The organism is Streptomyces sp. HSG2, assembly GCF_016598575.1.
Taxonomy (GTDB): Bacteria; Actinomycetota; Actinomycetes; order Streptomycetales; family Streptomycetaceae; genus Streptomyces.
Genome location: NZ_CP066801.1, coordinates 235540 through 261287, shown reverse-complemented (window position 1 = coordinate 261287; position 25748 = coordinate 235540). Strand labels below are relative to the sequence as shown.

The following is a 25748-nucleotide window of genomic DNA, read 5'->3' as shown; positions in this document are numbered from 1 at the left end:
GACCGCGAAGGAGCTCACCTTGACCTCAGCGATCTCCCGTGCGCCCGGGGCCACACTTGCCGAGATGGACCGTGCCACACTGATCCATCCGACCCTGCCGGGGCATCGAACCGACCGAACTCTGTTGGTCTCCGGATCCGGAAGCCGGGTTCGCGACGCCGAGGGCCGAGAGTACCTGGACGCGTCGGCTGTACTCGGAGTCACCCAGGTGGGGCATGGACGTGCCGAACTCGCGCGTGCGGCGGCCGAGCAGATGACTCGTCTGGAGTACTTCCACACGTGGGGGCCGCTCGGCAACGACCGTGCCGTGGAACTGGCCGGGCGACTGGCCACCCTCGCTCCCGACCCGTTGAGTCGGGTGTACTTCACCAGCGGGGGCGCCGAGGGCAACGAGATCGCGCTACGGATGGCCCGGCTCTACCACCACCGCCGCGGCGAGCCGGAGCGGACCGTCGTCCTCTCCCGCCGGACGGCCTACCACGGTATCGGGTACGGCAGCGGCGGGGTCTCCGGATTCCCCGTCTACCACGAAGGATTCGGGCCCTCCCTGCCGGACGTTCACTTTCTGACGCCTCCTCACCCCTACCGCCGAGATCTGTACTCCGGGGCCGACGTCACGGAGTTCTGTCTGGCCGAGTTGCGCGACACGATCGAACGCGTCGGTCCGGAACGCGTCGCGGCGATGATCGGCGAGCCGGTCATGGGGGGCTGCGGCGCCGTGGTCCCGCCCGCGGACTACTGGCCGCGTGTCGCGGAACTGCTGCGCTCGTACGGCATCCTCCTCATCTCCGACGAGGTGGTGACCGCCTACGGTCGAACCGGACACTGGTTCGCCGCACAGCACTTCGGTGTCGTTCCCGACATCATGGTGACGGCGAAGGGCCTCACGTCCGGCTACATCCCTCATGGTGCCGTACTCACCGGCGAGCGCGTCGCCGAGGTCGTCACCGGCGACCAGGGCTTTCCCGTCGGCTACACCTACACGGGGCATCCCACCGCCTGCGCGGTCGCCCTCGCCAACCTCGACATCATCGAGCGGGAGGGGCTGCTTGCGAACGCGGCCGGGATCGGCGAGTACCTCGGCGGAAGGCTGGCCGAGCTGACCGAGTTGCCCGTGGTCGGGGAGGTGAGGCGGCTCGGTCTGATGATGGCGGTGGAGCTCACGTCCGACCGCGCGACCCGCCGACCGTTGCCCAACGGCACGGGTGCGGTGGCCGACGCGCTGCGCGAGCAGGCGGCGGTCATCCTGCGCACCAACCCGTACGCGCTGGTGATCAATCCACCCCTGGTCCTCAGCCGCGAGGAGGCCGACGAGCTCGTCGACGGGCTGAGGTCGGTGCTCGTGCGGACCGGTCCAGACGGGCACGTGCGTTGATTCGGGAGGCGGGGGGCCAAGGCGCGGAGAGCGTGTGAGGATTCCGGACCCGGTCCGTCGGGCCGAGACCAGCTGAGAGACCGGCCCCCGCACGCCGGGGAGTGGAAGGCGCTGTGTCGGCGGACCGGACGGCGCGGCGGCCGGAGGGGGTGGGCGTCCACCCCGGAACTACCGACGCGCCACACGCGGCGCCGATCCGACCGACGAGCCGCAGCCGCCTTCACCGAGGAGGGCGGCGTACGGCCACTGTGGTCGGGCGTAGGCGTACTCGCCGCCGCGTTCGATCTCCTCGGCCGCGCAACGCATGGCCAGCCTGCTTTCCTCGGCACGACCGCTGTACAGTAGAGCGTCGCCCAGCAGGCCCAGGTGCAGACCGCGACGCAACAACGTGCGGTGTTGGGCGGCCTCGCGCAGCGCTCTGCGGATGCGGGCCAGTCCGGCTCCGGCCATCCCCTGGCGGACCTCGGCCCAGCCCAGCGGGACAGCCAACATACGCTGCCAATAACGCAGTTGGCAGCGGGTGGCCAGATCGACGCCCGCGAGTCCCGCCCGCCACGCGCCCTCCACGTCGCCCTCGCACACGGCCATCATCGCGTCCACGTATCGCGCGAAGGCACGGTCCCAGGGACGGTCGTAGCGGTCGGACTGGGTCAACCGCAGAATCTCGGCACGGTAGTGCTGCGCCTGGTCCCGATCGTCGTTGATCCAGTGGGTCAGCGCCAGATAGGCACGGCAGTCGACGCGTTGGTCGTAGAGGAGGGAAGCCGTCGACGACAGGCCCTCCTCCTGTGTGCCGAGCAAGTCGTCGGTGAGTCGCACTCCCCGAGTGAGCGTCGCGAGCGCCTCCTCGGTCCTGCCGGCGACATGCAGGGAGACCCCCTCGGCGTAGCAGGCCGCCGCCTCGGCCTCCGGACCTCCGCCGTGCGCGGCCAGTTCATGGAGCATCTCCCCGGTCTCGGCGGCCAGACCGTACTCGCCCGCGACGAGCGCCATGGCGGCGCGAGTGTGCAGCAGCGCGGTCGGTTGTGTGGTGTCCACCACCCTCTCCAGGCGCTGAGCCTGCCCGAAGGACTCCACCACGCGCGGGCAGGCGTATCCCTCGAGTCGGGCCCGAAGCCGCAGAACACGCTTGCACAGATGGAGTTCCACAGCAGGTGTCGCCTCGTCGGAGAGCTCTGCGACGATCGACAGTGCCTCCTCGAGGCATCGTAACGCCCGGCCGTGCTGGAAGCGCTCCTCCGCTTGGTCCGCCAGACCGACCAGCGGACGTATCCCCATGGGCGCTCCGAGCACCCGAGCGGACTCCAGACAGTGGTGGCGGATCCGGACGGTGTCGCTCTCGGGCCGAAACCGGGCGGCCAGTGCCTCGGCGACCTCCCTGTTCCAGTGGGCGCGAGCGAGCGGCTGTGCCTCGCCGACCAACAGCTCCCGCACCAGCCCGTGAGTGAACACCAATCTGCCCTCGGTCGCGGCGTCCGTGTGCAGCAGACCCGTCAGCAGCGCGTCGTCCACCAGACTCCGGGGGAGGCCGCGAGCGGACAACACCTCGTCGAGCAGCGACCGCGGCACCTGGGTCCCGATCACGGCACTCAGTGTGAGCACGTCCAGCGTGCCGGGGGTGCACGAACTCAGGCGGTCGTGAAGCACCTCGCGTACCTCGAAGGGGATCGCCTGTTGATCCCCGGTCGCACCGGCGGCCCGCGCGGAGAGCAGACTGAGCAGGATGAAGGGATTGCCATCGGACGCGTTCCACAACTCGCTCGTCTCCGCCGCGGAGGGCTCCGCGCCCCGGACCTCTGCGATCAGACGGCCGCTTTCCTCCTTGGTGAGGCCCTTCAACCGGAGCGTCAGCGCCGTGCCCTCCTGGAGGATCCGCCCCACCATCCGCCGCATCGCGGGGTCCTTCGCCAACTCGTGGTCGCGCAAGGTGGCCAAGACGAGGACGGGCGCCCCCGAGACCTGTTTGGCCAGCATGTGGAGCACTTCGAGCGTCGACACGTCGGCGGCGTGCAGATCCTCCATGATCAGGACCAGTGGCGAGCGCTTCGCCGCCGACAGCACGGCCTGGCAGATGCGAACCCGGTGGGCGAAGTGCCGGCTCGCCGTCCACTCCGCACCGATCGTCGCGTCTTCGGCGAGCGGTTCCCAAGGTCCGTCACCGGAGTCCAGCTGCCGGCGTACCTGTTCCCAGGCCCAGTAGGGAAGGGCGGACGGGACGTAGGCGGAGTGGCCGTGTACCGTCCTCGCACCCGCCGGTACGAGGACGCGCATCGCCTCGTTCACCAAGTGGCTCTTGCCGATGCCCTGTTCTCCGAGAACGAGGACGACGTGCCCGCGACCGCGGCGGACGTCCTCCACCAGACCGGCGAGCCGCTCCGTCTCCTGTTCCCGGACGACGACCCGGAAGTCCGGCCGATCCGGGCGTGGGGGATCGCAGGATTCGGGCGGGGTGGCGGGAGGCGCCTCCACCCTACCCGACGGCGCGGCGGTGAGTTCCTGCCGAAGGATCTCGCCGTGCAGGATCCGCAGTTCTCGGCTGAGGTCGACGCCGAGTTCTTCGGCGACGGCCTTGCGCATCCGCTCATAGGTCTGGAGGGCGCGTACGGGTTGCCCCAGATGATAGTGGGCCCGCATGAGATGGCCGCCGAGTCGTTCCAGGCTGGGATTGAGCCTGAGTTCCTCACAAAGAACGACCGCCACTTCCTCGTACGATCCCGTCTCCAGGCATGCTTCCGCCCATGTGTCGAGCGCCTGCAATCGCACCTGGTCCAGTCGGTCCGCCTCCATGACCGCGAACTCGTACTCGTAGAGTTCGCCCATCGGCCGCCCCTTCCACAGTTCCAGGGCGGAGACGGCCAGGGAACGAGCGGCCGTCGGATCACCGGTCGCGAGTGCCTCGCGGCAGTCCCGTACCCGTGCCTCGAACACGACGGCATCGACGAGTTCGGGGTCCGCTTCCAAGAGATATCCGTTGAGGCGACGTGCGAGCCGGAGCGAACGGTCGTGGCGTCGCAGGAGTTTCCTCAAACGTGACACGTACGCCTGCAGCGTCGCCATGACATGGAGAGGCGGGTCCGTCCCCCAAATGGCGTTGATGATCGTGGGCAGGGGGGCCACCCGGCCCACGTGAATCAGAAGAACGGCGAGCAGCGCGCGTTGTCTCGGCGGGCCGATGTCGACGGAGCTGTCGCCATCGATCACGCTCAACGGACCGAGCATGGCGAAACGTGTCGCGACGGCCCGAGGTTGATGGGGCATGACATCACCAGCCTTGAGAGCGGAATCTGTCTTCGCACGGTGATCTACATCCTTCTCAGGGATGGATCGACCCATGCTGTCGATATCCGTGTCCACGACGAAGCGGGCGCGATCGGTACTTGCCAAGCAACTTCACCGTGGGGGGCGGGGGATGCCTCGCATGCCCAACGACTCTGTGCGCACGGATCGGGTCCGGCCGGCTCCGGCAGGTCGCCGGCGGTGCCCGTCGTGCGTATCCCCGACGCGCCGGTGCGAGCGCCTCGCACCGCTCTCCTCGGAGACCTCGGTGGGCACACGAGGCTCGATGGTCTCCGATGCCAGTCGCTGGGCGACCGGCACGGGGCGCACCGACCCGAATTGGCGCGAAGTCGACGTGCCACGGATCGCGCCCTCGATTCCTCGGCGCGTCCGGAAGATCACTGGACTTGTTCCCGGGGTGGTTTCGCCGGTGGCGGGGCCGCCCTCCGTGTCCATGGTGTGGCCGGAGCCAGGGTCCAGGCGCCGCCGGTGGTGGCTTCGAGGCCGGGTCCCCCGTCGGCGGAGGTCGGGAGCGGCGGCTCGGCCACGGAGCCGGGTGTCGCCTCCACCGGGAGTTGCCCGGGAGGCGGACACCAGTCCGTCCCGTGCGGCGAGTGTGAGTGCGGCCGAGTGTCGCGCTTCGGAGGCGACGGGGCCGGGTCGGCCGTTCTTCTCGTGGTGGCGGCGTGTGTCGCGGCGCGCGAGCCGGCGGAGGACGTACCGGCGTCCTGCCCGGGGGCCGTCCCAGCGGCGGGCGTGCCGGAGGATCTCGCGTTCGAGGAAGCGTGGAAGTCTCGCGGGCGGCCCTGGAAGGCTCTCTCCCGGGTCGAGTCGGCCTTTCCGAGGGGGTCCCGACGGGCACGGCCATCCGACGGGTCGGCGGCGGGTGGCCGACCCGCTCCGGGGCCGGGCGTCCGGTCGACGGCTCCGGAGCGGGCTACCCGGGGTGGTGTTCGTATGGGCCGTTGGAGGCCAGGCTGATGAGCAGCAGCCTGGCGTTGGGGGTGAGGTCGGCCCGCCAACCGCGCCCGGGGGGTACGTACAGCACTTCGCCGGAGCGCAGGCGGCAGGAGAAGGGGGGCTCGTCCGCAGGACCGGCGGGCAGCCGGAAGGATCCGGCGCCTTCGGTCTGCTGGACCAGGAGGCAGTCGGCCGAGCCGTTGGACCTGCACCGGGGGCCCTCGACGTCGGCGAGGTGGCAGGCGAGGGAGGGGCGCAGGCCGGTCAGCCGGGCGAGTTCGCGGGTCTCGCTCGCGCGGGCGGCCGCGTCGTGGCCGTCGCGCGCGTGGTCCTGCTCGGGCCACAGGATGGCGGGCTCCCGGCCGTCGCACACGGCGAGGAACTGCGCCAGTTCGCGCACGTGGGGCGGGGCGCCCTCGGCTGCCGAAGACGCGCTGAACATGGGGCTCCTGGGGTGGGTCCGGAGGGTCGGGCGCGCGGGCCCGCGGCCCGCGCGGCTGGGTGCGCCCAGCATCTCGCACGACGCGCCTTCCGGACAGTCACGAAGAATTGTTCCCGTGTGGCCGCTCCGGCGCTCCGGAGGGGGGCGGGGTGGGAACGGGCCCCACACCGGGGCGGGCTGAGGGGGCGACGAGGGTTGCGTCCGGCTCGTCGGCGTCCAAGAGGCCTTGGGCCGCGGCGCGGACGCCGGCCTGGAAGCGGCTTTCGGCGCCCAGGTCGCCCATGATGTCGGCGATGTGGCGGCGTGCGGTGCGCAGCGACATGCCCAGACGGCGGGCGATCGCCTCGTCCTTGAGGCCGGCGGCGAGGAGCCGGACGATCGTCTCGTGGATTTCGCGGGAGACCGTCTCGAGCTGCTGGCCTACCGCCGCGGTGAAGGGGGTGGCCCGGTCCCAGGTCTGCTCGAAGATCTCGCAGAGGTAGGCGATGGTGGAGGGCTCGCGGATGACGACGGCCCCCCAGCTGTCGCCCTGGACGGGGATGAAGGCGGTCTCGCGGTCGAAGACGATGAGGCGGCCGAAGAGTTCGTGGGCCGTCCGGTATTCGCCGCCGAGGGCCGAGGCGGCGGCGACGTAGGCTTGGCTGGGGCCGTTGAAGCGTGCCGTGTGGTGGTAGAGCGTGCGCAGCCTGACGCCGCGTTCCAGGACGGCCCGGTCGCGGACGAGGGCTTCCTCCATCGCCTCGGAGACGCGGGCACCGCCGCCGGGCTGGCTGGCGATGATCTCCTCACAGCAGCGTTCGGAGGCCTGGGCGAGGGCCTCGCGCACGAGGTGGAGGTTCTCCAGGACCTCGACCGCCCCGACGGCCGAGCGCCGGTTGTCGTAGGTCGGGGCGGCGCGCAGCAGTTCCCTGCGGATGCCGGAGAGTCTCTGTCGCTGATGGAGGATCTCGGCCTCGACGGGCGCGGCGAGCTGGGCGGCAGCGGTCTCGGGTGCCACCGCGAAGACGGTGGCGGGCTCGTCGGGGTGCTGTTGGAGGAGGCGTAGCTTCAGCAGGCGCTTGACGGCGGCGGCACCCTCCCCGGCGTCCGCTCCGGTCCGCGCGGCGATGGCGTCGACCGACGCCGAGCCGTGTCCGAGCACCCAGGCGTAGACGGCTATGTCCGAGTCCTGTAGTTCGCCGGCCGCGGCCAGTGTGTCGTCCAGTCCCATGGCCCGCGTCCCTCACCCGTTCTGTCAGGGCCGTCCGGGGGGCGGCCCTGTGGTCAAGGCGAACAGAATAGGAGGAGGGTGCCTCTATGTCTTTCGTCAAGGCATCTCTGTCGGGTTTCGGGTGGTTCGGGCTTGCTGAAGCTATGCGGCGAGCTCGATGTCCGTCGGTGTCCGGGATTCGTAGAAGGTGCCGTCGCGGAGCATGGCGAACAGGACGCTGATGCGTTGACGGGCGAGGCGGAGGAGGGCCTGGGTGTGGGTCTTGCCGCGGGCGCGTTGCTTGTCGTAGTAGGCGCGGGAGGCCGGGTCGGCGTTCATGCAGGCGAAGGCGGACAGGAACATCGCCCGTTTGAGCTGCCGGTTTCCGCCTCGGGGTGCGTGCTCACCGTGGATCGAGGTCCCGGAAGACTTCGTTGTCGGGGCGAGTCCCGCGTAGGAGGCGAGGTGGGCGGCGGTGGGGAAGCTGGTGCCGTCGCCAACGGTGACCAGCAGGACGGCGGCGGTCCTGACGCCGACGCCGGGCATCGACGTCAGGACCGGGGAAAGAGGGTGAGCCTCCAGCAGGGCGTTGATCTGGGCTTCCATCGCCCGGCGCTGGGCGTGGACGGCGGCGAGCGAGGCGGCCAGGGAGGGGATGACGATGTCCAGGGTGCCGGTGCCGGGGACGATGACGGTCTGTTCGTCGAGGGCGTCGAAGACGTCGTCGATCAGCCGGGTGGCCATGCGCGGGGCCTTCGGGCGGATCAGCTCGACGAGTCTGCGGCGGCCTGCCTTGCGCAGGGCGGCCGGGGATCCGTAGCGCTCCAGCAGCCAGGTCACGGCCTGGTGGTCCAGACGCGGGCCCAGGACGCGTTCGAGGCTGGGGTGGAACTGGGTGAGCAGGCCGCGTATCCGGTTGCTGGTGCGGGTGGCCTCGGCCGCGAGATCCTGGTCGAAACCCACGAGGACCGTGAGCTCGGCGGTGATCTCGTCGGTCAGTTCCAGGGAGCGCAGGGTGTGCGGCATGGTGCGGGCCGCGTCCGCGATCACGGCGGCGTCCTTCGCGTCGGTCTTGGCCTCGCCCGGGTAGAGGTCGGCGATCCGGCGCATGGCAAGTCCGGGCAGGTAGGCGACCTTGCAGCCGGCATCGCGGGCCACGGTCAGCGGCAGGGCACCGATCGAGGCGGGCTGATCGACGATCACCAGGACGGTGCCGAACTTCTCGCGCAGCTTGTCGAAGACGGCCCGCAGCCTGGGCTCGCTGTTGGGCAGGGGCTTGTCGAAGACCTTCTTCCCGCCCGGGGTGAGTCCGTGGCCGTGGTGAGCGGTCTTGCCGACGTCCAAGCCCAGGAACACGCCCACGTCTTCGATCTCGAACATAGTGCCCCTTCCCAGGGGGTGTTGGCGGTGCCGGCCTCGGCTCGGGCGTCGTGCTCGCGCATCCACGTTATGCAGACCTGCCGCCCGCGAACTGCCCGGCATTGCGCCGGACCGGACGGTGGCCGGACCTCTGATCAGCGTCTCCGACGAACACCCCCGGACCGCGGCGACACCACCCCCCAGGTCATGCCATCGACAGGGGGACACAGTCATACCGGGCCCGGAGGCCGGCGGCCCCATTGCGGAACCGCAGAAAACATAACGGGGGAAGCGGCCTCGCACGGGTCGGTCCGCGGCGGGTCGGGCCTCCCGGTTGCGCGCATCGGAGTGCCGGTGCGGCGGGCGGGCGGTGCCAGGGATCGTCGAGCGGGCGGATCGCGCCCTACCACGGCCGGATGCTTCCCGCCCGACCGGCCGCGCCGACCCTGGCGGGCGGGCCTTCGGGTCGACGGCGGACGTCCGACGGGCCACGCGCGCCTGCGATATGACGAAAGATCCGTTACGCCGCCCGTCGTCTTCGTGCCAGGCACTTTGATGAGGGGGTGAAGGGTCGTTCGCGGGGCGTGGACACGACAGTCTGGTCCCTGTCAGGAACCGACCCCCGGCCCGGAAGCCGGGAGAGAAGGAACACCCCCCATGAAGATGAAGCGCGCCTGCCTGCCCGTCCGGCTCGTGTTGGCCGTGGTACTGACCGCCGTCTGCTCCGTCACGGCCGGGGTGGCGGAGCTGGTCCGGACAGCCGGGCACCCGGCCGACGTGACGCGCACGGTCGCGGAGGAATGCTCGGTCGGCCAGAAGTGCACCGCGGACACCTCCTGGGGTGGCTGAGACGCACCTGCCTCCATCCGCCGTACGTCCGCGATCCGTCACAGGAGTTCGTCATGTCCGACAGCACCGCCGCCGCCCTCAGCTTCACGCCGCGCGAGCAGCAGGTGCTCGCCCTCCTCTCCCGGGGCGACACCTACTGCTCCATAGCGAAGCGGCTGGGCATCAGCCGGCACACCGTCGACACCTACCTGCGCCACCTGCGGAAGAAGACCGGTACCCGCAACCGGACGCAGCTGGCGGTGCTCGCGTCCCAGCTTGGGTTCCGGGCCTGATCCGGGCCGCCCTCAGCGCAGACTGAGGGCGCCGGACCGGACGGTGTGCCTCAGGCCGCGGGTGAGCAGGAGGAAGCCGCCCGCGGCCCATCCCGCGAGGACGAGCGCCTCTTGGAGCACGAGGGTCGCCGGAAGCGTGCCGTCCAGGGCCAACTGGCGTACGGCGGCGAGTCCGTGGCTGACCGGCAGCACGGCGGCGACCAGGGCAGCCGGCCCGCTGCTCGGTACGGGGGTGTTGACGCCGGCCACCAGCAGGAGCGTGATGGTCGTGGCGACGGTCAGGTACATCCGCCACTCCGGTTTGCGCAGCGCGATCCCGGACAGGCACAGGGCGAGGCAGTAGACGCCGAAGGTCATCAGGGCGTTGACGCCCAGGATCGCGGGCAGGGCCGGCCAGTGGAGTGGGACGGGCAGCAGCAGGTGCACGGTCAGCAGGGCGACGGTCGAGGTCAGCAGGCCGTCGGCGACCCAGTGCAGACCGCGCGAGGCCAGTGCGAGGAACGGCGGTGTGCGGCTGATCAGCAGGAACTGCAGTGTGCCCGAGCGTAGTTCGCCGACGGTGGAGGTGACCACGCCCAGGGCGCCCAGCGGGCCGAGGACGACGGCGTTGCCCAGAGCGAGGTGGCCCTGCTGCTCGGGGGAGCCCAGGAGCTGCCCGAGGTTGGCGAAGAAGAGCACCTGGCACAGTAGCCGTACCACCCAGCCGCCGAGCCACGAGCGCCAGGTGAACATGGCCCGGTAGTCCTGGTACGCGGCGAGCGCCCCGTAGCCGACGAGGTGGAGCACGGCCCCCGCCGAGCGTCGGGCCGGTGGCACGGGGGCGGGGCGGTCAGTCATGGAGGACCCTCTTTCCGCTGCGTACGGAGGCCAGGACGCGGCGCAGCAGATACGCGCCCAGCAGGGTCTGGGCCAGGATCAGGGCGCACAGCACCGTCAGGCGCGGTGCCAGGTGCGGGACCGGGCCGGCGGCCGCGTCGCGCAGCAGGTCGGTCCCCCAGGAGAGGAAGAACACCTTGGCCAGTGAGTCGGCCGGGGCCGGCAGCCGGTCGACGGGCAGGATCAGGCCACCCAGCAGATAGAAGGGGTACGTCAAGGAGTTCTGCAGGGTGCGGGCCCCGCGGGCGGTGATCATCAGCGCGCTGACCAGCAGGGCGGCGCCGGCGCAGCCGGCGATCAGCAGGACGGTGACGGCCAGCGCGGTGACGGGATCGCGCAGAGCCACGTCGAAGCCGAACACCCATCGACCGATGAGGACGACCTCGAGCAGCACCGGCAACGCGAGCAGGGTGGTGGTGAAGGTGCGCACGGCCAGGGCCACGAGGTAGCGCTCCGGTGTGAGCAGCGACAGCTCCAGGGTGCCGTCGGACCGGTCGTCGTCGACGGTCTCGGCCGCGACGAACACCGCGTGGGACCACAGGCTCATGACGAACGCGGTGAGGGCGACGGTGGTGGCCAGGTCGGCGCGGTCGTGGCCGCGCAGGAAGTGGAAGAAGACCAGCGAGTACAGCGGGATGACGGCCAGGGTGGCGAGCATCCCCGGCGAGCGGACCAGGATCACGCCCTGGGCCCGCGCGGCGGCGCCGATCACAGGGTGAACTCCCGGTCCTCGATGACGGTCCGGTAGACTTCCGTCAGTCCCGGGGCGGTGACCGCGATGGACTCGGCGCGGGCCTGGGCGAGTAGCAGCAGGGCCTGGGCCAGACTCTCGTCGTCGGCCGGGCGGGCCGTGAGATTGCCCTCGGCATCGGTGGTGGCGCTGCCGGGCAGAGCGGCGATGCGCGCGGCGGTGTCGGCCCTCACGCCCACGGCCGTCAGCGTGCGAGGGGCGCGCAGCTCGGCGAGAAGTTCGGTGGCGGAGCCGATCCGCAGGATGCGACCGTGGTCGATCAGCGCGACACGGGAGCACAGGGTCTGTGCCTCCTGCATGTCGTGGGTGGTCAAGACGATGGTCGTGCCGTTGCTGCGCAGGGTGCGGACCAGAGCGCGGAAGCCGGCGCCGGCGTGCGGATCCATGCCGTTGGTCGGCTCGTCCATGACCAGGACGTCGGGCTCGCCGAGGAGCGCGCGGGCGAGGTGGACGCGCTGGACCATGCCACGGGAGAAGGTCTCGACCCGGTCGTCGGCGCGCGCGGCCAGGCCCAGGAGTTCGAGGACTTCTTCGGTGCGCCGGCGCACGGCCCGGGGGTCGAGGCCCTGGAGGGCCGCCCAGTAGCGCAGGTTCTGGCGGGCGGTCAGACGGCCGTACAGACCCCGGTCGCCGCCGAGCACCAGGCCGATGCGGCGGCGTACCTCGCGTGGGCGATCCACGACGTCGAAGCCCGCCACCCGGGCGGTACCCGAGGTGGGAACGAGCAGGGTGGTGAGGATCCGGGAGAGGGTCGTCTTGCCCGCGCCGTTGGGCCCGAGCAAGCCGAGCACCTCGCCCTGGCCGACCTGGAGGTCGACATGGTCCAGGGCCGTGACCTGTTGACCCCGCCGGTTCCTGAAAGTACGCGTCAGCTCTTCGACTTCGATGACGGCCACGGCTCAAGCCTCCCGTCGGCCGGAGAGCCGCAGTGGCCAGGGGGCCAGCTCGGCCAGTCGTTCCAGGGCGTCGGCGTGCAGGGCGGGGTCGACGAGCTCGTCGGTGACGAGCAGGAAGTCACCGACCGGCGTGCGGCTGATGGCCCCTTCGCTCCAGCGGTGTTCGGTGACACGGTGGCCTTCCCCGCGGCGCAGCGGTGAGGTCAGTTGCATGCCGTGGAGGCGGCGGGCGGGGGCGGGCCGTGCCCCGGCGCGGCGGCGCAGTTCTGCCGCGGCCGGGCCGCGCAGTCCCGCCACCAGTTCGTCGGGGACGGCGGTGGCCGGCGAGGGCGTGGCGCGCACGCGCTCGCACAGGGCGAGCAGTTCGGGGGCGAGGGCGAACCGTTCGGCGGCGGCGACCAGTTCCCGGGGGTCCGGGGCGGCGGGTGAGGTCATGACGCAGACCAGGTCGAGGACGTCCTTGACGGTGTAGGGACGCTGGAAGCGCTCCTCGGCCAGGGAGAGGACGTCGGCGAGGACCTGGTCGTCGGGCAGCGCCGCGCGCAGCGGGACGCCTTCGCCGTCGCCGGCGAAGGCGAAGGTGGTCACCTCGATGCCGTGGTCGGGGTCGAGTAGCGGGTCCTCGCCGGGCCACCATAGGCCGGCGTAGAGGTGCGGCCGTCCCCGGTCGTCGAGGTGGGTGAGTTCGGCCTCGTCGCTGTCGTGGTGGTCCAGGGCCAGGGCCAGGACCTGCCACAGTGCGGCTTCGGAGGGTACGACCACGTCGAGGTCGCCCAGGGCGCGCAGGACCCCTTCGGGGTAGTGGCGCGCCAGCGACGGTCCCTTGACGACGCGGGCGCCGGGCACGCGGGCGATCTCCTCGGCCAGCCGGCGGTAGGTCGCGGCGCGCCGGTGCATCCGGGCCAGTTCGTCGCGGGCGCCGGTGCCCATGGGGGTGCCCTCGCGCTCGGCCAGGGACAGGATCAGCGGGGCCAGGACGCCCCGCACCTGGCGGGCGGCCTGGAGCAGGCGCCGGACGGGGAGTGCGGTGTCGACCTCCAACAATTCGTGGAGGAGGTCGAGAGTGAGGGGGAAGTCGGAGCGGTGGTCCGCTGTCATGCGAGGACTCCTCGGAGCCGGGTGTTCGGGGCGGCGGGCCGCGGGGCGCCGGAGGTCGGCCGCCGGCGGGGGTGGTCAGGGGCGGGGGGCGTGAGCGTAGCCGTGGGTCGGGGTCCAGCCCTGGCGGCGCAGGGCGTCCACGACCCGGGCGGCGCGTTCGCGGCCCGCGGGGTCGACCGGATGGGTGACGTTGCCGATCAGCGGTCTGCCCAGGGCGGCGGCGGTCGCGGCGCAGGCCGCCACCAGATGTGCGGTCGCGGCCGGGCGCAGTGCGTCGTCGTCGACGAGGATGTCCACCAGGTCCACGAACTCGGTGCCGCTGACGTCGTCGTGGGCGTCGGTCAGGAGGGTGGCGTGCCCGATCGCCGCGGACGGGCCGGGGGTCCGTACCAGGTAGGAGCGCCGGTCGGGGGCGTCGAGCAGGGCCCGGACGGCCGCGTCGACGCCGGTGTCCGTGACGGTGTGGCCGCGGTCGGCGCCGGCGTGGCGGATCGCCCGCGCGAGCCATGCTCCGACGGCGGCGTCGTCCGATGCGGGGGCCTCGGTCAGGCGCAGGGGTACGGGGGCCGGTTCGGGCGTCGGGCCCGGGGTGTGGCGCAGGTAGCTGAGCAGGGGGTGGAGTCCGGGCGGCGCGGGCAGGCCCGCGGGGACGCGTACGACGGCGGAGGTGCAACCGGGGTGGCGCCGGAAGAGGGCTTCGAGCAGCTTCGGCGCCCGGGCCAGGAGTGCCGGGTCGGCGTGCTCCACCAGGAGTTGCGGTTCCCCGCCGACGGGTTCGACGTACTCGCCCGCCACCACCGGCAGGCCGTCGACGCGGCCGAGCAGGCCGGCCTCGTCCGCGGCCCGCAGGTAGCTGTCGTCGACGTCGAAGGCCGGTGGCGGGTCGCCGGGGGCCGGGCTCACTTCGGCTCCGGGCGGACGACCGCGATCAGGGAGGCGCCGAGGTCGGACGCCGCCCGGGAGACGTCGGCGGCCGTCACGGCGGCGAGCGCCTCGATCTCCTCCTCCGCGTCCCAGACCCGTTCGCGCAGGATGCGCTGGGTGGCGGTGGCGATGGCCCGGTCCAGTGGCGCCTCCGCTTCCCGGACCGCTTCGACGGTCGCCCGGCGGACGGCAGCCGCGAGGTCCTGTTCGCGGGGCCCGTCCTCGGCGACGGAGCGCAGCACGTCGCGGAAGGCGGCGAGCAGCCGGGGGGCGTTGTCCGGTTCGCAACCGGCGAGCATCCGCCAGGCCCCGGAGTCGCTGTAGTTGCGCGACCAGGAGCGGAACGCGTAGGCCAGGGCCTCCTGGTTGCGGATCCTGGCGTAGAGAGGGGAGGCGGGGCTGCCGCCCAGGAGGTGCGCGAGGACGGTGTGGGCGTACCGGCGGGGGTCGCCGGCGTGCGGTGCCCGGCCGCCGGCCAGGAGCCAGCAGAAGGAGTCGGGCCACTGTTCGATGTCCTGCGGGACGGGCGGGGCGGGGATGCCGCCGAGCGAGCCGCGGTGGGGGTCGGGGAGCGGGTGGCCGGCCTGGCGGTCGAGGCCGCCGCGTTCGAGCGCCTCGCGCAGGGTGCCCTCGGGCAGGCCACCGGCGGCGGCCACGGCGATCGGCGCGGTGCGCATCGCGAGGGTGTGTGCCGAGCGCAGCGAGTCGAGTGTGAGCCCGGAGACGGAAGCGGGGAGACCGCCGACCGGCGAGCCCAGCGGGTGTCCTTCGAAGAGCCGGGAGAAGAAGGCGTCCTGCACGGCGTCCGCGTCGTCGGAGTCGGCGGCGGCCAGTTCCTGCAGGACCACGTCGCGTTCGCCCTCGAAGTCGGCCCGGTCCCACTGGGGATCGAGCACGGCGCGGCAGATCCACTCGGCGACGTCGGCCGCGTCCTCGGTGAGCACCTGGGCGTGGAAGACCAGTGATTCGGGTCCGGTGGTGGCGTTGCAGTCGCCACCGCGGTCCTCGATGCGCTCGCTGAGCGAGGGCCCGTCTCCCAGGGGCGTGGACATGAGGAGGTGTTCGAGCAGGTGGGCCGCGCCGGCCAGGCCGGGCGGGTCGTGGCGCGCGCCGAATCCGAGCGCCACGCACAGGCTGGTGGTGCGCAGGGACGGGTCGTGGCGCACGACCACGGGGACGTCGGGCTTCGGTGAGGAGGGCATGTTTTTCCCGTCGTGCGAAAAGGGCGGGGGAGACAGGCAGGGGTGCCGCCGGACGTGGTCCGGCGGCACCCCTCACGGGTCAGGTCGATTACTTGCCCGTGCGGACGTTGACCTTGTCGAGACGCGGACGCATGGAGACGACGTGATTGCGGTCCATGATGAACTCCTTTGATGGAAAAGGTGATTCGGAATGCTCCGACCGGGGTGTTCTCCCCGGCGGCGCATCAACAATTTGACGGACCGGACCGCCTTCCGTCAACAATTCCGGGTATCACGAAAACCCGGATCACGTGATCTCGTCACCGGTTCCGAGGTCCCTTATCGGTGCCCCGCGTCGGCGCGCGCCGCGCCCATTCGTTGATGTACGGAAGGGGAATTCGACGGCATCATCGGAATCCGTTGTTCGCCGTTCCCGCGTTCGGCCGGGTCAGGACGTCCCGCGTACGTGTACTCCCCTAAGGAGAGCCAAGTGCCCAGCACCCACTCCCTGTTGCTGATCAAACCGGACGGGGTGGAGCGGCAGCTCCAGCAGGCGGTCGTCGAGGCCGCCGAGGAGGCCGACCTCACCGTCGTGTGCCGGCACCGGCTGCTGCTGGGCGAGGAGGAGATCGTCCGGGCTTGGGCGGACACCCGCCGCGGCGAGCACCCGCTGGAGCACCTGTCGCTGGACCTCTGGTATGGCGGGCGGCCGATGGAAGTGCTGCTGGTGCGCGGCCCGGACGCCCTCAACCGCGCGAACCGGGCCAAGTCCGCGGTGCGGGCCGACTACCGGCTGGGGCCCTTCGGGAACGTCGTGCACGCCCCCGACCACACCGGGGAGTTCGAACTCCAGATGTCGGTGTTCGCCGGCGACTGCCCGACCTGCGCCGGAACGCTCTCGACCGACTTCGGCGACTACGGCGACGTGCCCCAGGCCTACCCGCGCGGCACGCTGTTGCCCGCCGCCTGGCGCGACATCGAGCGGCTGCGGGAGCTGGCGCAGCCGATGTGGGAGGACCCGACGTCCTGCTTCTGGCGTCCGACCTACCCGCGGCCGTATCGGTCGCGGGAGTCGGCGGGGGCGCGGGACCACGCGGTGTACATCGCCGCCTCCCCGAACCAGCTCTCCTTCGACAACCTGGTGGGGGCGATGCTGAAGGCACTGCCGGGCATCGCCTTCCCACACGCGCTTGAGCTGATCCTCTCGGCCCTGCACCACCAGGATTTCACGCTGGCCGTGGGCACGCCTGCCGAGTGCGAGCGCTACCGGGACGCGCTGATGGCGCAGGGCCTGAACACCCCCATCCGTACGCTCGCCCAGGACGCGGCGCGCCGCCGCGAGCAGATCCGCACGGGTGGCACGGTGGGGACCTCCGGGGCGTCGGCGGCATGAGCGGCCGGCTGCCCGACCGGCGGGCCAAGCGCGCGGCGCTGCTGGCGGCGGGGGTCGACCCGTACCCGCCAGCCCGGACCGTCGACGTCCGCGTGGCGGACCTGTGGCGACGCTACGGCGCACTGCCGCCGGGCACGAGGACCGGCGTGGTGGTGAGCGTGGCCGGCCGGATCGTGGGCCGCCGCGAGCACCGGGCCGTCGCCTTCGCCACCCTGCGCGACGGGGCCGAGGAGATCCAGGTGCTGCTGGCCGGCCGGGCCGGCGCCGACGGCCCCCGGGCCGCGTGGCGCGAACGCACCGACCTGGGGGACCTGGTGGTGGTCGACGGAGAGGTGGTGACCACCGACAGTGGCGCCCTTGCCGTGGCCGCGCGGCACTTCACGATGGCGGCGAAGGCGCTGCGACCGCCGCCGGGCCGGACCGCAGGCGCGGCCGGGGCGGCGGACGGCGGGAGTATCGCGCACCGCGACCGCTACCGGCAGATGCTGCTGGACCCCGCCGCGACGGCGCGCGCGCAGGCACGCGGCGCGGCGCTGCGGTCCCTGAGGGAAGGCCTGTACGGGAGGGGGTTCACCGAGGCCGACACGCCTCTGCTGCACCCCCTGCCGAGCGGCACGGCCCGCCCGTTCACCGCCCGCATGAACGCCTGGGGCCTGCCGCTGTACCTGCGGGGCACCGCCGAGATGTACCTCAAGCGGCTGGTCGTCGGCGGGCTGGACCAGGTGTTCGAGATCGGCCGGGCCTTCCGGAACGAGGGCGCCGACGCGCTGCACTTCCCGGAGTTCACCGTCTGCGAGGCCTACGCGGTGCACAGCGACTACCTGGATGCCGCCGCCCTGGCCGAGGCCTTGGTGACCGCCGTCGCGCGCGCCCTGGCCGGGCCGGGGACCCCTACCCCCGCCATCGCGCGGAAGCGGTTCCACGACCTGCTCGGCGCTGCCCTCGGGACGTCGATCGACGCCTCGACCCCTTGCCGGGAGCTCGCGGGCCACGCCGCGCGGCACGGCATCGCGGTGCCGGCCGGGACCGGCCCCGGCGCCCTGGCACACCTGCTCTACCGCAAGCTGGCCGAACCCCGCATCGAGCGGCCGACGTTCGTCTTCGACTTCCCGGCCGAGGGGGCGATCCTGGCCCGCCCGCACCGCGCGGACCCGGCCCTCGTCGAGACGTGGACGCTGGTGATCGGCGGGCTGGACGTAGGCCAGGGCTGCACCGAGCTGACGGATCCTGTGGAGCAGCGGCGTCGGTTCGCCGACCAGGCCACCGCCCGGGCGGCGCGGGGCCTGGACGCCACCGTCCTCGACGAGGGCTTCCTGGCGGCCTTGGAGCACGGCCTGCCGCCCCTGGGCGGCCTGGTGCTGGGGGTTGACCGGCTGATCACGGCGCTGCGCGGCGACGGACGGCTGCGCGACAACCAGTGCCACCCCATCAGCCGTCCCGGGCCCGCGTCCGGCGGGGCACCCCACCCGGACCGGTCCGGACCCGCACCGGGACCGCCCGGCCGAACCAGGACCGTAGGCGGCCCACCCGCCCCGCCGGCCCGCTCCGCACCCCCGCCCGAGGCACCCGCCCCGACTCTTCCACGACCCCAGGAAGGAGCAGCTCCGTGATCACCGACCACGAGCGGCTCGACGAGCTGCTGACCGGCGCGTGCGACCGGTTCGCGGACCGGCCCGCCCTGACCGGGGGCGGTCGCACCCTCACGTACGCCGCCCTGGCGGACGAGGCCGCTCGGTCGCGCGCCGCACTGGAGGCGGCCGGGCACCGCGCGGACGGGCCCGTCGTCGTCCGGGTCGGCAACGACCCCGCCGACCTGGCCGCCCAACTGGCGGTGTGGCAGGCCCGGGGCGTGGTCGTCCCGGTGCACCGGAGTTCGCCGGACGCGGCGCTGCGCGAGACCGCCGCACGCACCGGCGCCCGGCTGGTCCTGGACGGCACGCGGCCCGCCGGCGGCCTCGTCCGGACCACCGGGGGCGCGTCGACGCCCGCCCCGCGCGAACTCGACGCGCGGCAGGCGCTGGTGGCGTTCACCTCCGGCACCACCGGCCGGCCCAAGGGCGTCGTCCTCTCCCACCGTGCGCTGGCCGGCAAGCTGCGCGCCATCCAGGAGGTACTGCCCTTCCGCCCCGATGACCAGGCCCTCCAAGTCCTCCAGCTCAACTTCACCTTCGGGCAGTGGACCTCGCTGCTGACCCTGGCCACCGGCGGCACCCTGCACCTGCTGCCCCGCTTCCACGCCCCGGCTGTGCTGGCACGGCTCGCCACCGCGCGGACCGACCGGATCGCGGTGGTGCCCAGCATGCTGCGGATGGTCGACCGGGAACTGAGCGAGCCCGACTCCGGTTCGAGGCTGCGGAAAGCGCTGCGGGCGTCCGGCGGGCCCGGCATCTGGATCACCGGTGGGGAGCCGCTGCCGGCCGGGCTGGGCCGGCGGCTACGGGAGGCGCTGCCCGGCTCGGGCATCGCCGACGTCTACGGCCTGAGCGAGACCTCGACGTCCGACTTCGTTCTCCCTCCCGACCGCTACGACGCGGCGGCGGGCACCATCGGCCGGCCCGGCCCGGGCGTGGAGTTCCGCATCGCCGCCGGGGACGGCCCGCCGCTCCCCGCCGTTCCCGGCAAGGCCGGCGAACTGTGCCTGCGCACGCCGTATCTGATGACCGGGTACCTGGACGACCCGGCGTCCACCGGGGAGGCGGTGGACGGAGGCTGGCTGCGCACCGGCGACCTGGCCGTGGTCCGGCCCGCGGACGGCATGGTGGAGCTGGTCGGACGCCGCAGGCAGCTGATCTCCCGCGGCGGCGTCAAGATCGCTCCGCTGGAGGTGGAGCGGCCCTACGCCGACCACCCGGGCATCGCGGGCTGCCTGGCCGTCGGGGTGCCGGATCCGATGCTCGGCGAGCGCGTCCACCTGGTGTGCGTGCCCGCGCCCGGCGCCGACCCCACCGAGGAGGAGCTACGGGCCCACGGCCGACTGCACCTGGAGCCGTACCAAGTGCCCGAGCGCGTCCACTTCGTCGCGGAGTTGCCGCTGGGCCGGACCGGCAAGACCGACCGGACCGCCGCCGCGCGGCTGGCCGCGGACGCCCCGGACCGGACGGGGGCGACCGGGTGACCCTGCTCGGCGTCTCCACCGCCGCGCTCGCCGACCGGGACGACTTCGCGGCCCTGCTCGCCTACCGGCCCGACGTGGTCGAGTTCTACGGCTACCCAGGCTCGGCGCTGCCCCGGATCGCGCGATTCTGCTCCCGGCACGGCATTCGGCCGGCCCTGCACACCCCCGTCCCCTACGAAGGCACCACCGCGCCCCGGCGGTTCGCGCCCACCGGCCCGGATCCGCGAGAGGCGGCGGCGGCTCTGCGGACGACGACGGCCACCGTGCGCTGTGCGGCGGACCTGGGCGCCCTCCACGTCGTCGTGCACTTCCCGAGCCCCTACCCGCCGTATCCGCAGGTCGGGTTCGAGCGGGCCGGACAGGACTTCCTCGCCGCCACCGCCGCCCTGGCCCGAGAGCACGGGGTGAGCGTGCTGGTCGAGAACCTCTCCGCCCACCCGCTGTTGCGCACCCCGGGCCAATACCACCGGGCGTTGGCCGGCCACCCGGAGCTGGGCCTGTGCCTCGATCTCGGCCACGCCCACCTGCTGGGCCCGCGGCACGCGGCGCCCGCCGGCTTCGCCGACCTCTTCGGTACCCGCATCCGCAGCATGCACGTCTACGAGACCACCGTCGCCCGCTATCCGCGCCACGGGCACGAGCCCGCCGACCGCGGCGGCACCCCGGCCGAGGGCTTCCTGGGCCTGCCCGCGCTCCTGCCCGATCTGTTGCGCCGCACCCGGCCGGCGGCGCTTGTCATGGAGCACGAGCCGGTCCCGCCCGGCACCGAGCCGGCCGTCGCCGACTGGCTCCGCGAACTGATCCACCACCACGACGACGACGCAGGAGCGATCGCATGAGCGACAGCACGCACACGGGTCTGCTGACCCGCCTCGCCGGGACCACCGGCACCGACCGCACCACGCTGCTCAAGGAGCTGTCGGAGACCACCCAGCACCTGATCGACACCACCGGCCGCGGCCTGGACCTCACCGAGGCGGACCTCACCGGCCTCGACCTGAACGGGACCGACCTGCGTCGCGCGACCCTGAACCGGGCCGTGCTGCACGGCACCCGGCTGGTCTCGGCCGACCTGTCCGAAGTCACCATGGTCTGCCCCGGCATGGAGCGCACCGACCTCCGGGGCGCCAGCCTGCGCTCGGCGTACGTGCACGCGCTGGCTGCGCAGACCTGCGCCTTCGACGGCGCGGACCTCACCGGCCTGCGGGACGCCACCGGCTCGCTCTTCCACGGGTGCGGCATGCGCGGCGCCCACCTCGACGGCGCCCACCTGGCGGGCTCCTTCTTCTACCAGTGCGACCTGTCGGACGGTTCGGCGCGGGCCGCCAATCTCCAAGGCGCCCTGGTCAACGAGTGCCTGCTGAACCACGCCGTTCTCGACGGCGCGCTGGTCGACCAGCTCACCGTCACCAAGTCCTCCCTGCACGAGACCTCGCTGCGCGGAGCGAGCGGCAAGGGGATGGTCCTCCAGCGCCTGACCGCCGCGGACGGTCTGGTGCTGGCCGGGGCGTCCCTGCCGGGGCTGCGGCTGTCCGAGGTCCGGGCCGACGGGCTCCAGGCCACCGGACTGGCCGCCCGCGACGCCGACTTCACCGAGACCGTGCTGACCGGCTCCGAACTGACCCGGGCCGACCTCAGCGGCGCCCGGATCAGCCGCTGCGACCTGCCCGGCGCGCTCCTGGCCGAGGTCCACCTGACCGGCGGGTCGGTGGCCTCCAGCAGCCTGCGGGGCGCGGTGCTGCGCGGCGGGCACGGAGAGAACCTGCACCTCGTCGAGAGCGACCTGAGCGGCGCCGACCTGGCCGGCTTCACCGGCCGTTGCCTGAGCGCCCGAGACGTCCGGCTCACCGAGGCCAACCTGCGCGGCGCCAACCTCTACCGGGCCATGCTGACCGGCGACCCGCCGCGCGCCATGAGCCTGCGCGGCGCCGTACTGGAGAACGCCACCCTGGTCCAGGCTTACCTCGCCGCCGACCTGCGGGACGCGGACCTGCGAGGCGCGAACTGCGCGTACAGCCGCTTCAGCCAGTCGGACCTCAGCGGCGCCAAGCTGACGGGCGCCGGGATGTACCAGTCGACCTGGGTCAAGGTCCCGGTCCGCGGCGCCGACCTGACCGGGGTGCGCGCCCCGGTGTTCGCCGACCGCTGCCCGGGCCTGCGCGAGGCCCTGGAGCGGGCGGGCGGCCCGGCCGCCGCGGAGTTCGGCTCCTTCCTGGGGCACTTCGAGGCCGCGCTCGCCGTCGGCCGCAAGGGCTCGACGTGACCCGCGTCCTGATCGTCGCGGCCCACCCGGACGACGCCGAACTCGCCCTGGGCGGCACCATCGCCCGTCTCACCGACGGCGGAGCGCAGGTGACGGTGGCCCTGTTCACCGTCTCCGAGAAGGCCGACGGTGCCGACCGCGGGCGCCGCCGTCGGCGCGTCGCCGCCGCCGAGGCCTCCGCCGACATCCTGGGACACCGGCTGCACTGGCTCGGCGACGGGCACCACGACCAGGTCGAGGACCTGCCGGAGTACCAGGCGGTCGCTCTGGTCGACGACTTGGTGGCGCGGACAGACCCCGAGACCGTCATCAGCCACTGGGATGGCGACTCGCACGGCGACCACGTCCGAGTGGCCCGGGCGGTCGTCGCCTCCTCCCGCCGCTGGCCGCACGCCGCGCTGGCGCAGTTCGGCCCCAACGAGCACCGCACTGTGCGGCACGCGCAGTTCGTGCCCCACCTCTACGTCCCCACCGCCGACCAACTCGCCCGCAAGGCGGAGGCACTGGCCTGCTACCGCTACCCCGGACAGGGGTTCCGCCCCCTGGACACCGACACGGTCGAGCTGTTCGACCGGGCGCGGGGGGCCGCCGTGGGGCTGGACGCCGCCGAAGGACTGCGCCTCGTACGCCATCGCCTCACCCCCGGCCGTCCGCTCCTCTGAGCGCCCGGTCCTTCCCACCGAAGGAGTCACGCCGTGACATCACTGACCACCGAGCCGACCTGGGCCGCGACCGCACCGGCCGCAGGCCCCGCCGTCCCCGTCACCCGCCACGACCACCGTGCGGAGCTGGCGGCCGGACGCGCCGCCGCCTGCGTCTGGGGCCTGGGGCACATCGGTTGGTCCACCGTCGAGGCGCTGCGCGCCGAGGGAGTAGCCGTCGTCGGCTACGACGTCGACCCCGACCGGGTCGAGCAGCGCGGCGCCGACGCGGCCGGACCGGCCGGGCCCGCCGCGCCGGTGACCTCCGACCGGGCCCGCGCCCTGGCCGAGGATGTCGCCGTGCACTTCGTCGCCGTGCCCACCGAACGCGAGGCGGAGCCCTACTCCGGGGCCCTGGTCGAGGTGTTCGCCGCGATCGTCGAGGACACTGCGGCCCGACGGCCCGAGCGCCCCCCGCTGGTGGTCGTCGAGTCGACGCTGACCCCGGGGACGGTCGAGGAACTGCTGCTCCCGATCGCCACCTCGGCCGGCCTGGAGCCGGACACCGACCTGCTGCTGGCGCTGGCCCCGCGCCGCGACTGGTTCCTCGCGGAGGGCTACGGGCTGCGGGACCTGGACCGGATCTACTGCGGCGTGGGGGCGCGTTCCGCCGACGCCGCCCGGGACGTGCTGGAACTCATGTGCGACACCCTGCACCGGGCTCCCAGCCACGTCGAGGGCGAGCTGGTCAAGTGCGTCGAGAACGCCTACCGGCACGTGGAGATCACCCTCGCCAACCAGCTGAGCCTGGCGTACACGCACGTGGACATGGTGGAGGTGCTGCGGTTGGCGGGCACCAAGTGGAACATCGGGACCTTCCACCCGAGCTTCGGCACCGGTGGCTATTGCATCCCGCTCTCCAGCCGCTACCTGCTGCGGGGCGCCGTCGACGCCACCCGGCTGTCGCTGCTCAGCGAGGCGGTGGACACCGACACGCGGATGCGTGGCCTGGTCGCGGAGGCGGTCGCCCCGCGCGGCCGGGTCCTGGTCCTGGGACTCGCCTACAAGGGCGGCATCAAGGTCGCCACGCTCAGCCCCGCCGTCGCCATCACGGAGGAACTGCGCAGGCTGGGAACGGAGTTCAGCGTGTACGACCCGATGTACAGCGCCGCCGAGATCGACGCGCTGCTCGGGCCCGGCACGGCCGCCACCGACTTGGCCGACGCCTTCCGGAAGGCATCGACCGTCCTGGTCGTCCCCGACCACCCGGAGTTCCGCGGCGAGCCGTACCTCGCGCTGCTCGACGAGCCGCGCGAGCGGCAGCTGCTGATCCTGGACAACCACGGGGTCTGGGAGGACCGCGACTGGCCCGGCCATGTCGCCTACCGCCGGGCCGGCGGTACCTCCTGGCTGGACGTGCCCGCGCCCACCGCGGCGGACGCCCGATGACACCCCCTGCGTCAACCTCAGACCGCTTGAACCCACTCGGGCTGGGGCAGGAAGTGTTGTGCCGCGCCGTGTCGGGCGGGGTCGTAGGGCTCGTGGTCGAGCCGGCAGCGGTGGAACACGCGGACCCATGCTCGGGCCAGGAGGCGGGTCGCGTGCGGGTGGTCCATCCCGCGGCCTCGGGCCCGGTGGTGGATGTCGGCCGCCCAGGCGCTCTCGTGGCGGCTGTTGTCCGCGAAGGTCGTGATGGCCTGGCGGAGGCGTTCGTTGCAGGCCCAGCGATAGCAGACCCCGCGCACGCGTCCGGATCCCTTGGCGACCGGAGCGACGCCGGCGAAAGCGGACACGACGTCCGGGCTGTCGTAGGCGTCGAGGGAGTCGCCCCACTCGGCGAGCGTCTGGGCGGCGTTGACGCGCCCGGCCCTGGGCAGCGAGGCGAAGATCCGGCCGTCGGGATGCCGGCCGAGGTGGGCGTCGACCGACCGGTCGAGGTCCTTCTTGACGCCTGCCGGCGTCCGCGGCACAGCGACCAGAGCCATGACGGCGTCCCGGCCCGCCTCGGCGTGGTGCTCGGCCGTGACGCCGGGCGGGGCCGCTCGCAGGCAGCTGACGAGTTCCTCGGCCGTGCGCCGGCCCGAGCGGCCGTGCTTGGCGCAGCACGCGGCCATGCGCTTCTCGCCCAAGGCCGCGGCGGAGGCCGGGGTCGGGTAGCGGGTCGGGAACTCCAGCGCGATCGGCGACTCCATATCCTTGAACAGGGCCTTCACACCCGGCCAGAAGGCATCCAGCAGCGCGGAGAGCATGTTGGTGGCCATCACCGGCTGCCGGACCACGTCGTCGCGGGTGCGGACCACGGTCCGCAGGGCCTTGGTCTGGTCGGAGAACGGGTGGCCCGGGCCGAGCTTGTGGTGCCGCAGCCGCAGGTACTCGGCGATCACCATCGCGTCCCCGGGGTCGGACTTCGCGCCGGACAGCACCTCGACGTCCCGCCACGCCTTGATGGCGTTGGACTTCACCGGCACCACCGGTTGCCCGGCCTCCAGCAGCCCGTCCACCAGGCGCCCGTCCGGCCGCTCGATGGCCGCGGGTATGTCCTCGGCGGCACCCAGCCTGGCCAGGCGGCGGGCCAGGTCGGCGGACTCGGCGGCGGTGTGGCTGATCGTGAACCGGGTCTTGGGGCGGCCGGCTTCGGTCAGGACGCACACCGCGTGCTCGGCCGATCCCCAGTCGATCCCGACGTGGTACGCGCTCTCGGGCAGTGCCACAGCCTTCCTTGGGCCTGTCAGCGACAGGCCGGTGACGGAGCCTGTCCCCCGGCGGTCACTGACCGGCGCTCTGCGGCGCGTCCCTCTGTCGCCGGTCGACAGCTCCGCGAAAGCCGGGGGCGGCAGTGTCGTCGGGGCTCTCGCCGAGCCACCACCCCAGGCCGTCACCCCGGCTCT

The 25748-nt window shown here is 72.9% G+C and carries 21 protein-coding genes; 10 read left to right on the top strand and 11 right to left on the bottom strand.

Annotated features, from left to right (window positions below):
- The first annotated feature begins 64 nt into the window (after window positions 1-64).
- On the top strand, window positions 65-1375 hold the full coding sequence (locus JEK78_RS00715) for an aspartate aminotransferase family protein (protein WP_242483215.1): 1311 nt from the start codon (window positions 65-67) through the stop codon (window positions 1373-1375).
- Window positions 1376-1543: 168 nt separating this feature from the next.
- Here JEK78_RS00715 and JEK78_RS00710 read toward each other — a convergent pair whose 3' ends face one another.
- The 4 genes from JEK78_RS00710 to JEK78_RS00695 all read right to left on the bottom strand — a co-directional run bounded on the left by JEK78_RS00710 (window position 1544) and on the right by JEK78_RS00695 (window position 8622).
- On the bottom strand, window positions 1544-4576 hold the full coding sequence (locus JEK78_RS00710; RefSeq protein WP_242483450.1) for a BTAD domain-containing putative transcriptional regulator: 3033 nt from the start codon (window positions 4574-4576) through the stop codon (window positions 1544-1546).
- Window positions 4577-5588: 1012 nt separating this feature from the next.
- Window positions 5589-6053 carry a hypothetical protein gene (locus tag JEK78_RS00705; RefSeq protein ID WP_200262141.1) on the bottom strand — a complete coding sequence of 155 codons (465 nt, stop codon included), beginning with the start codon at window positions 6051-6053 and terminating at the stop codon, window positions 5589-5591.
- 97 nt (window positions 6054-6150) lie between these two features.
- Entirely contained in the window at window positions 6151-7263 is a 1113-nt protein-coding gene (locus JEK78_RS00700) for a helix-turn-helix transcriptional regulator (protein ID WP_200262140.1), read from the bottom strand.
- A 141-nt stretch (window positions 7264-7404) separates the two neighbouring features.
- Window positions 7405-8622, bottom strand: coding sequence for an IS110 family transposase (locus tag JEK78_RS00695; protein ID WP_200261607.1), 1218 nt, complete (start codon window positions 8620-8622; stop codon window positions 7405-7407).
- Between the two features lie 636 nt (window positions 8623-9258).
- On the opposite strand from JEK78_RS00695, the gene JEK78_RS00690 reads away from it, so the two are divergent.
- Entirely contained in the window at window positions 9259-9450 is a 192-nt protein-coding gene (locus tag JEK78_RS00690; protein WP_200262139.1) for a hypothetical protein, read from the top strand.
- 53 nt (window positions 9451-9503) lie between these two features.
- Window positions 9504-9722, top strand: a complete 219-nt coding sequence (locus JEK78_RS00685) for a helix-turn-helix transcriptional regulator (RefSeq protein ID WP_242483214.1) — start codon at window positions 9504-9506, stop codon at window positions 9720-9722.
- A 12-nt stretch (window positions 9723-9734) separates the two neighbouring features.
- On the opposite strand, the gene JEK78_RS00680 is transcribed toward JEK78_RS00685, so the two are convergent.
- From JEK78_RS00680 to JEK78_RS00655, 6 genes are all read right to left on the bottom strand, one after another.
- Window positions 9735-10559: an ABC transporter permease gene (locus JEK78_RS00680; protein ID WP_200262137.1), complete on the bottom strand. Its 825-nt coding sequence runs from the start codon at window positions 10557-10559 to the stop codon at window positions 9735-9737.
- Complete coding sequence (locus JEK78_RS00675; RefSeq protein WP_200262136.1) at window positions 10552-11310, bottom strand: ABC transporter permease; 759 nt, start codon at window positions 11308-11310, stop codon at window positions 10552-10554. The genes JEK78_RS00680 and JEK78_RS00675 overlap by 8 nt, the downstream gene beginning before the upstream one ends.
- The gene (locus JEK78_RS00670; protein ID WP_200262135.1) at window positions 11307-12245 is read right to left on the bottom strand and encodes an ABC transporter ATP-binding protein; all 939 of its coding nucleotides are present in this window, start codon (window positions 12243-12245) and stop codon (window positions 11307-11309) included. Before JEK78_RS00670 ends, JEK78_RS00675 begins: the two co-directional genes overlap by 4 nt.
- A gap of 3 nt (window positions 12246-12248) precedes the next feature.
- Window positions 12249-13343, bottom strand: a complete 1095-nt coding sequence (locus tag JEK78_RS00665; RefSeq protein WP_200262134.1) for a hypothetical protein — start codon at window positions 13341-13343, stop codon at window positions 12249-12251.
- 75 nt (window positions 13344-13418) lie between these two features.
- On the bottom strand, window positions 13419-14246 hold the full coding sequence (locus JEK78_RS00660) for a hypothetical protein (RefSeq protein ID WP_200262133.1): 828 nt from the start codon (window positions 14244-14246) through the stop codon (window positions 13419-13421).
- Window positions 14243-15469, bottom strand: coding sequence for a pitrilysin family protein (locus JEK78_RS00655; protein WP_200262132.1), 1227 nt, complete (start codon window positions 15467-15469; stop codon window positions 14243-14245). The genes JEK78_RS00660 and JEK78_RS00655 overlap by 4 nt, the downstream gene beginning before the upstream one ends.
- 469 nt (window positions 15470-15938) lie before the next feature.
- Here JEK78_RS00655 and JEK78_RS00650 point away from each other — a divergent pair, with 469 nt between their 5' ends.
- The 7 genes from JEK78_RS00650 to JEK78_RS00620 are packed head-to-tail and all read left to right on the top strand — an operon-like array spanning window position 15939 to window position 24309.
- Window positions 15939-16841, top strand: a complete 903-nt coding sequence (locus tag JEK78_RS00650; RefSeq protein ID WP_200262131.1) for a nucleoside-diphosphate kinase — start codon at window positions 15939-15941, stop codon at window positions 16839-16841.
- On the top strand, window positions 16838-18451 hold the full coding sequence (locus tag JEK78_RS00645) for an amino acid--tRNA ligase-related protein (protein WP_200262130.1): 1614 nt from the start codon (window positions 16838-16840) through the stop codon (window positions 18449-18451). Before JEK78_RS00650 ends, JEK78_RS00645 begins: the two co-directional genes overlap by 4 nt.
- Complete coding sequence (locus JEK78_RS00640) at window positions 18448-19956, top strand: AMP-binding protein (protein ID WP_200262129.1); 1509 nt, start codon at window positions 18448-18450, stop codon at window positions 19954-19956. Before JEK78_RS00645 ends, JEK78_RS00640 begins: the two co-directional genes overlap by 4 nt.
- Window positions 19953-20795, top strand: a complete 843-nt coding sequence (locus JEK78_RS00635; RefSeq protein ID WP_200262128.1) for a TIM barrel protein — start codon at window positions 19953-19955, stop codon at window positions 20793-20795. Before JEK78_RS00640 ends, JEK78_RS00635 begins: the two co-directional genes overlap by 4 nt.
- Complete coding sequence (locus JEK78_RS00630; RefSeq protein ID WP_200262127.1) at window positions 20792-22219, top strand: pentapeptide repeat-containing protein; 1428 nt, start codon at window positions 20792-20794, stop codon at window positions 22217-22219. Before JEK78_RS00635 ends, JEK78_RS00630 begins: the two co-directional genes overlap by 4 nt.
- The gene (locus JEK78_RS00625; protein ID WP_200262126.1) at window positions 22216-22881 is read left to right on the top strand and encodes a PIG-L deacetylase family protein; all 666 of its coding nucleotides are present in this window, start codon (window positions 22216-22218) and stop codon (window positions 22879-22881) included. The genes JEK78_RS00630 and JEK78_RS00625 overlap by 4 nt, the downstream gene beginning before the upstream one ends.
- A gap of 33 nt (window positions 22882-22914) precedes the next feature.
- Entirely contained in the window at window positions 22915-24309 is a 1395-nt protein-coding gene (locus JEK78_RS00620) for a UDP binding domain-containing protein (protein ID WP_200262125.1), read from the top strand.
- A gap of 17 nt (window positions 24310-24326) precedes the next feature.
- Here the strand turns inward: JEK78_RS00620 and JEK78_RS00615 are convergent, their stop codons facing one another.
- Entirely contained in the window at window positions 24327-25571 is a 1245-nt protein-coding gene (locus tag JEK78_RS00615) for a transposase (protein WP_200262124.1), read from the bottom strand.
- Window positions 25572-25748: the final 177 nt, after the last annotated feature.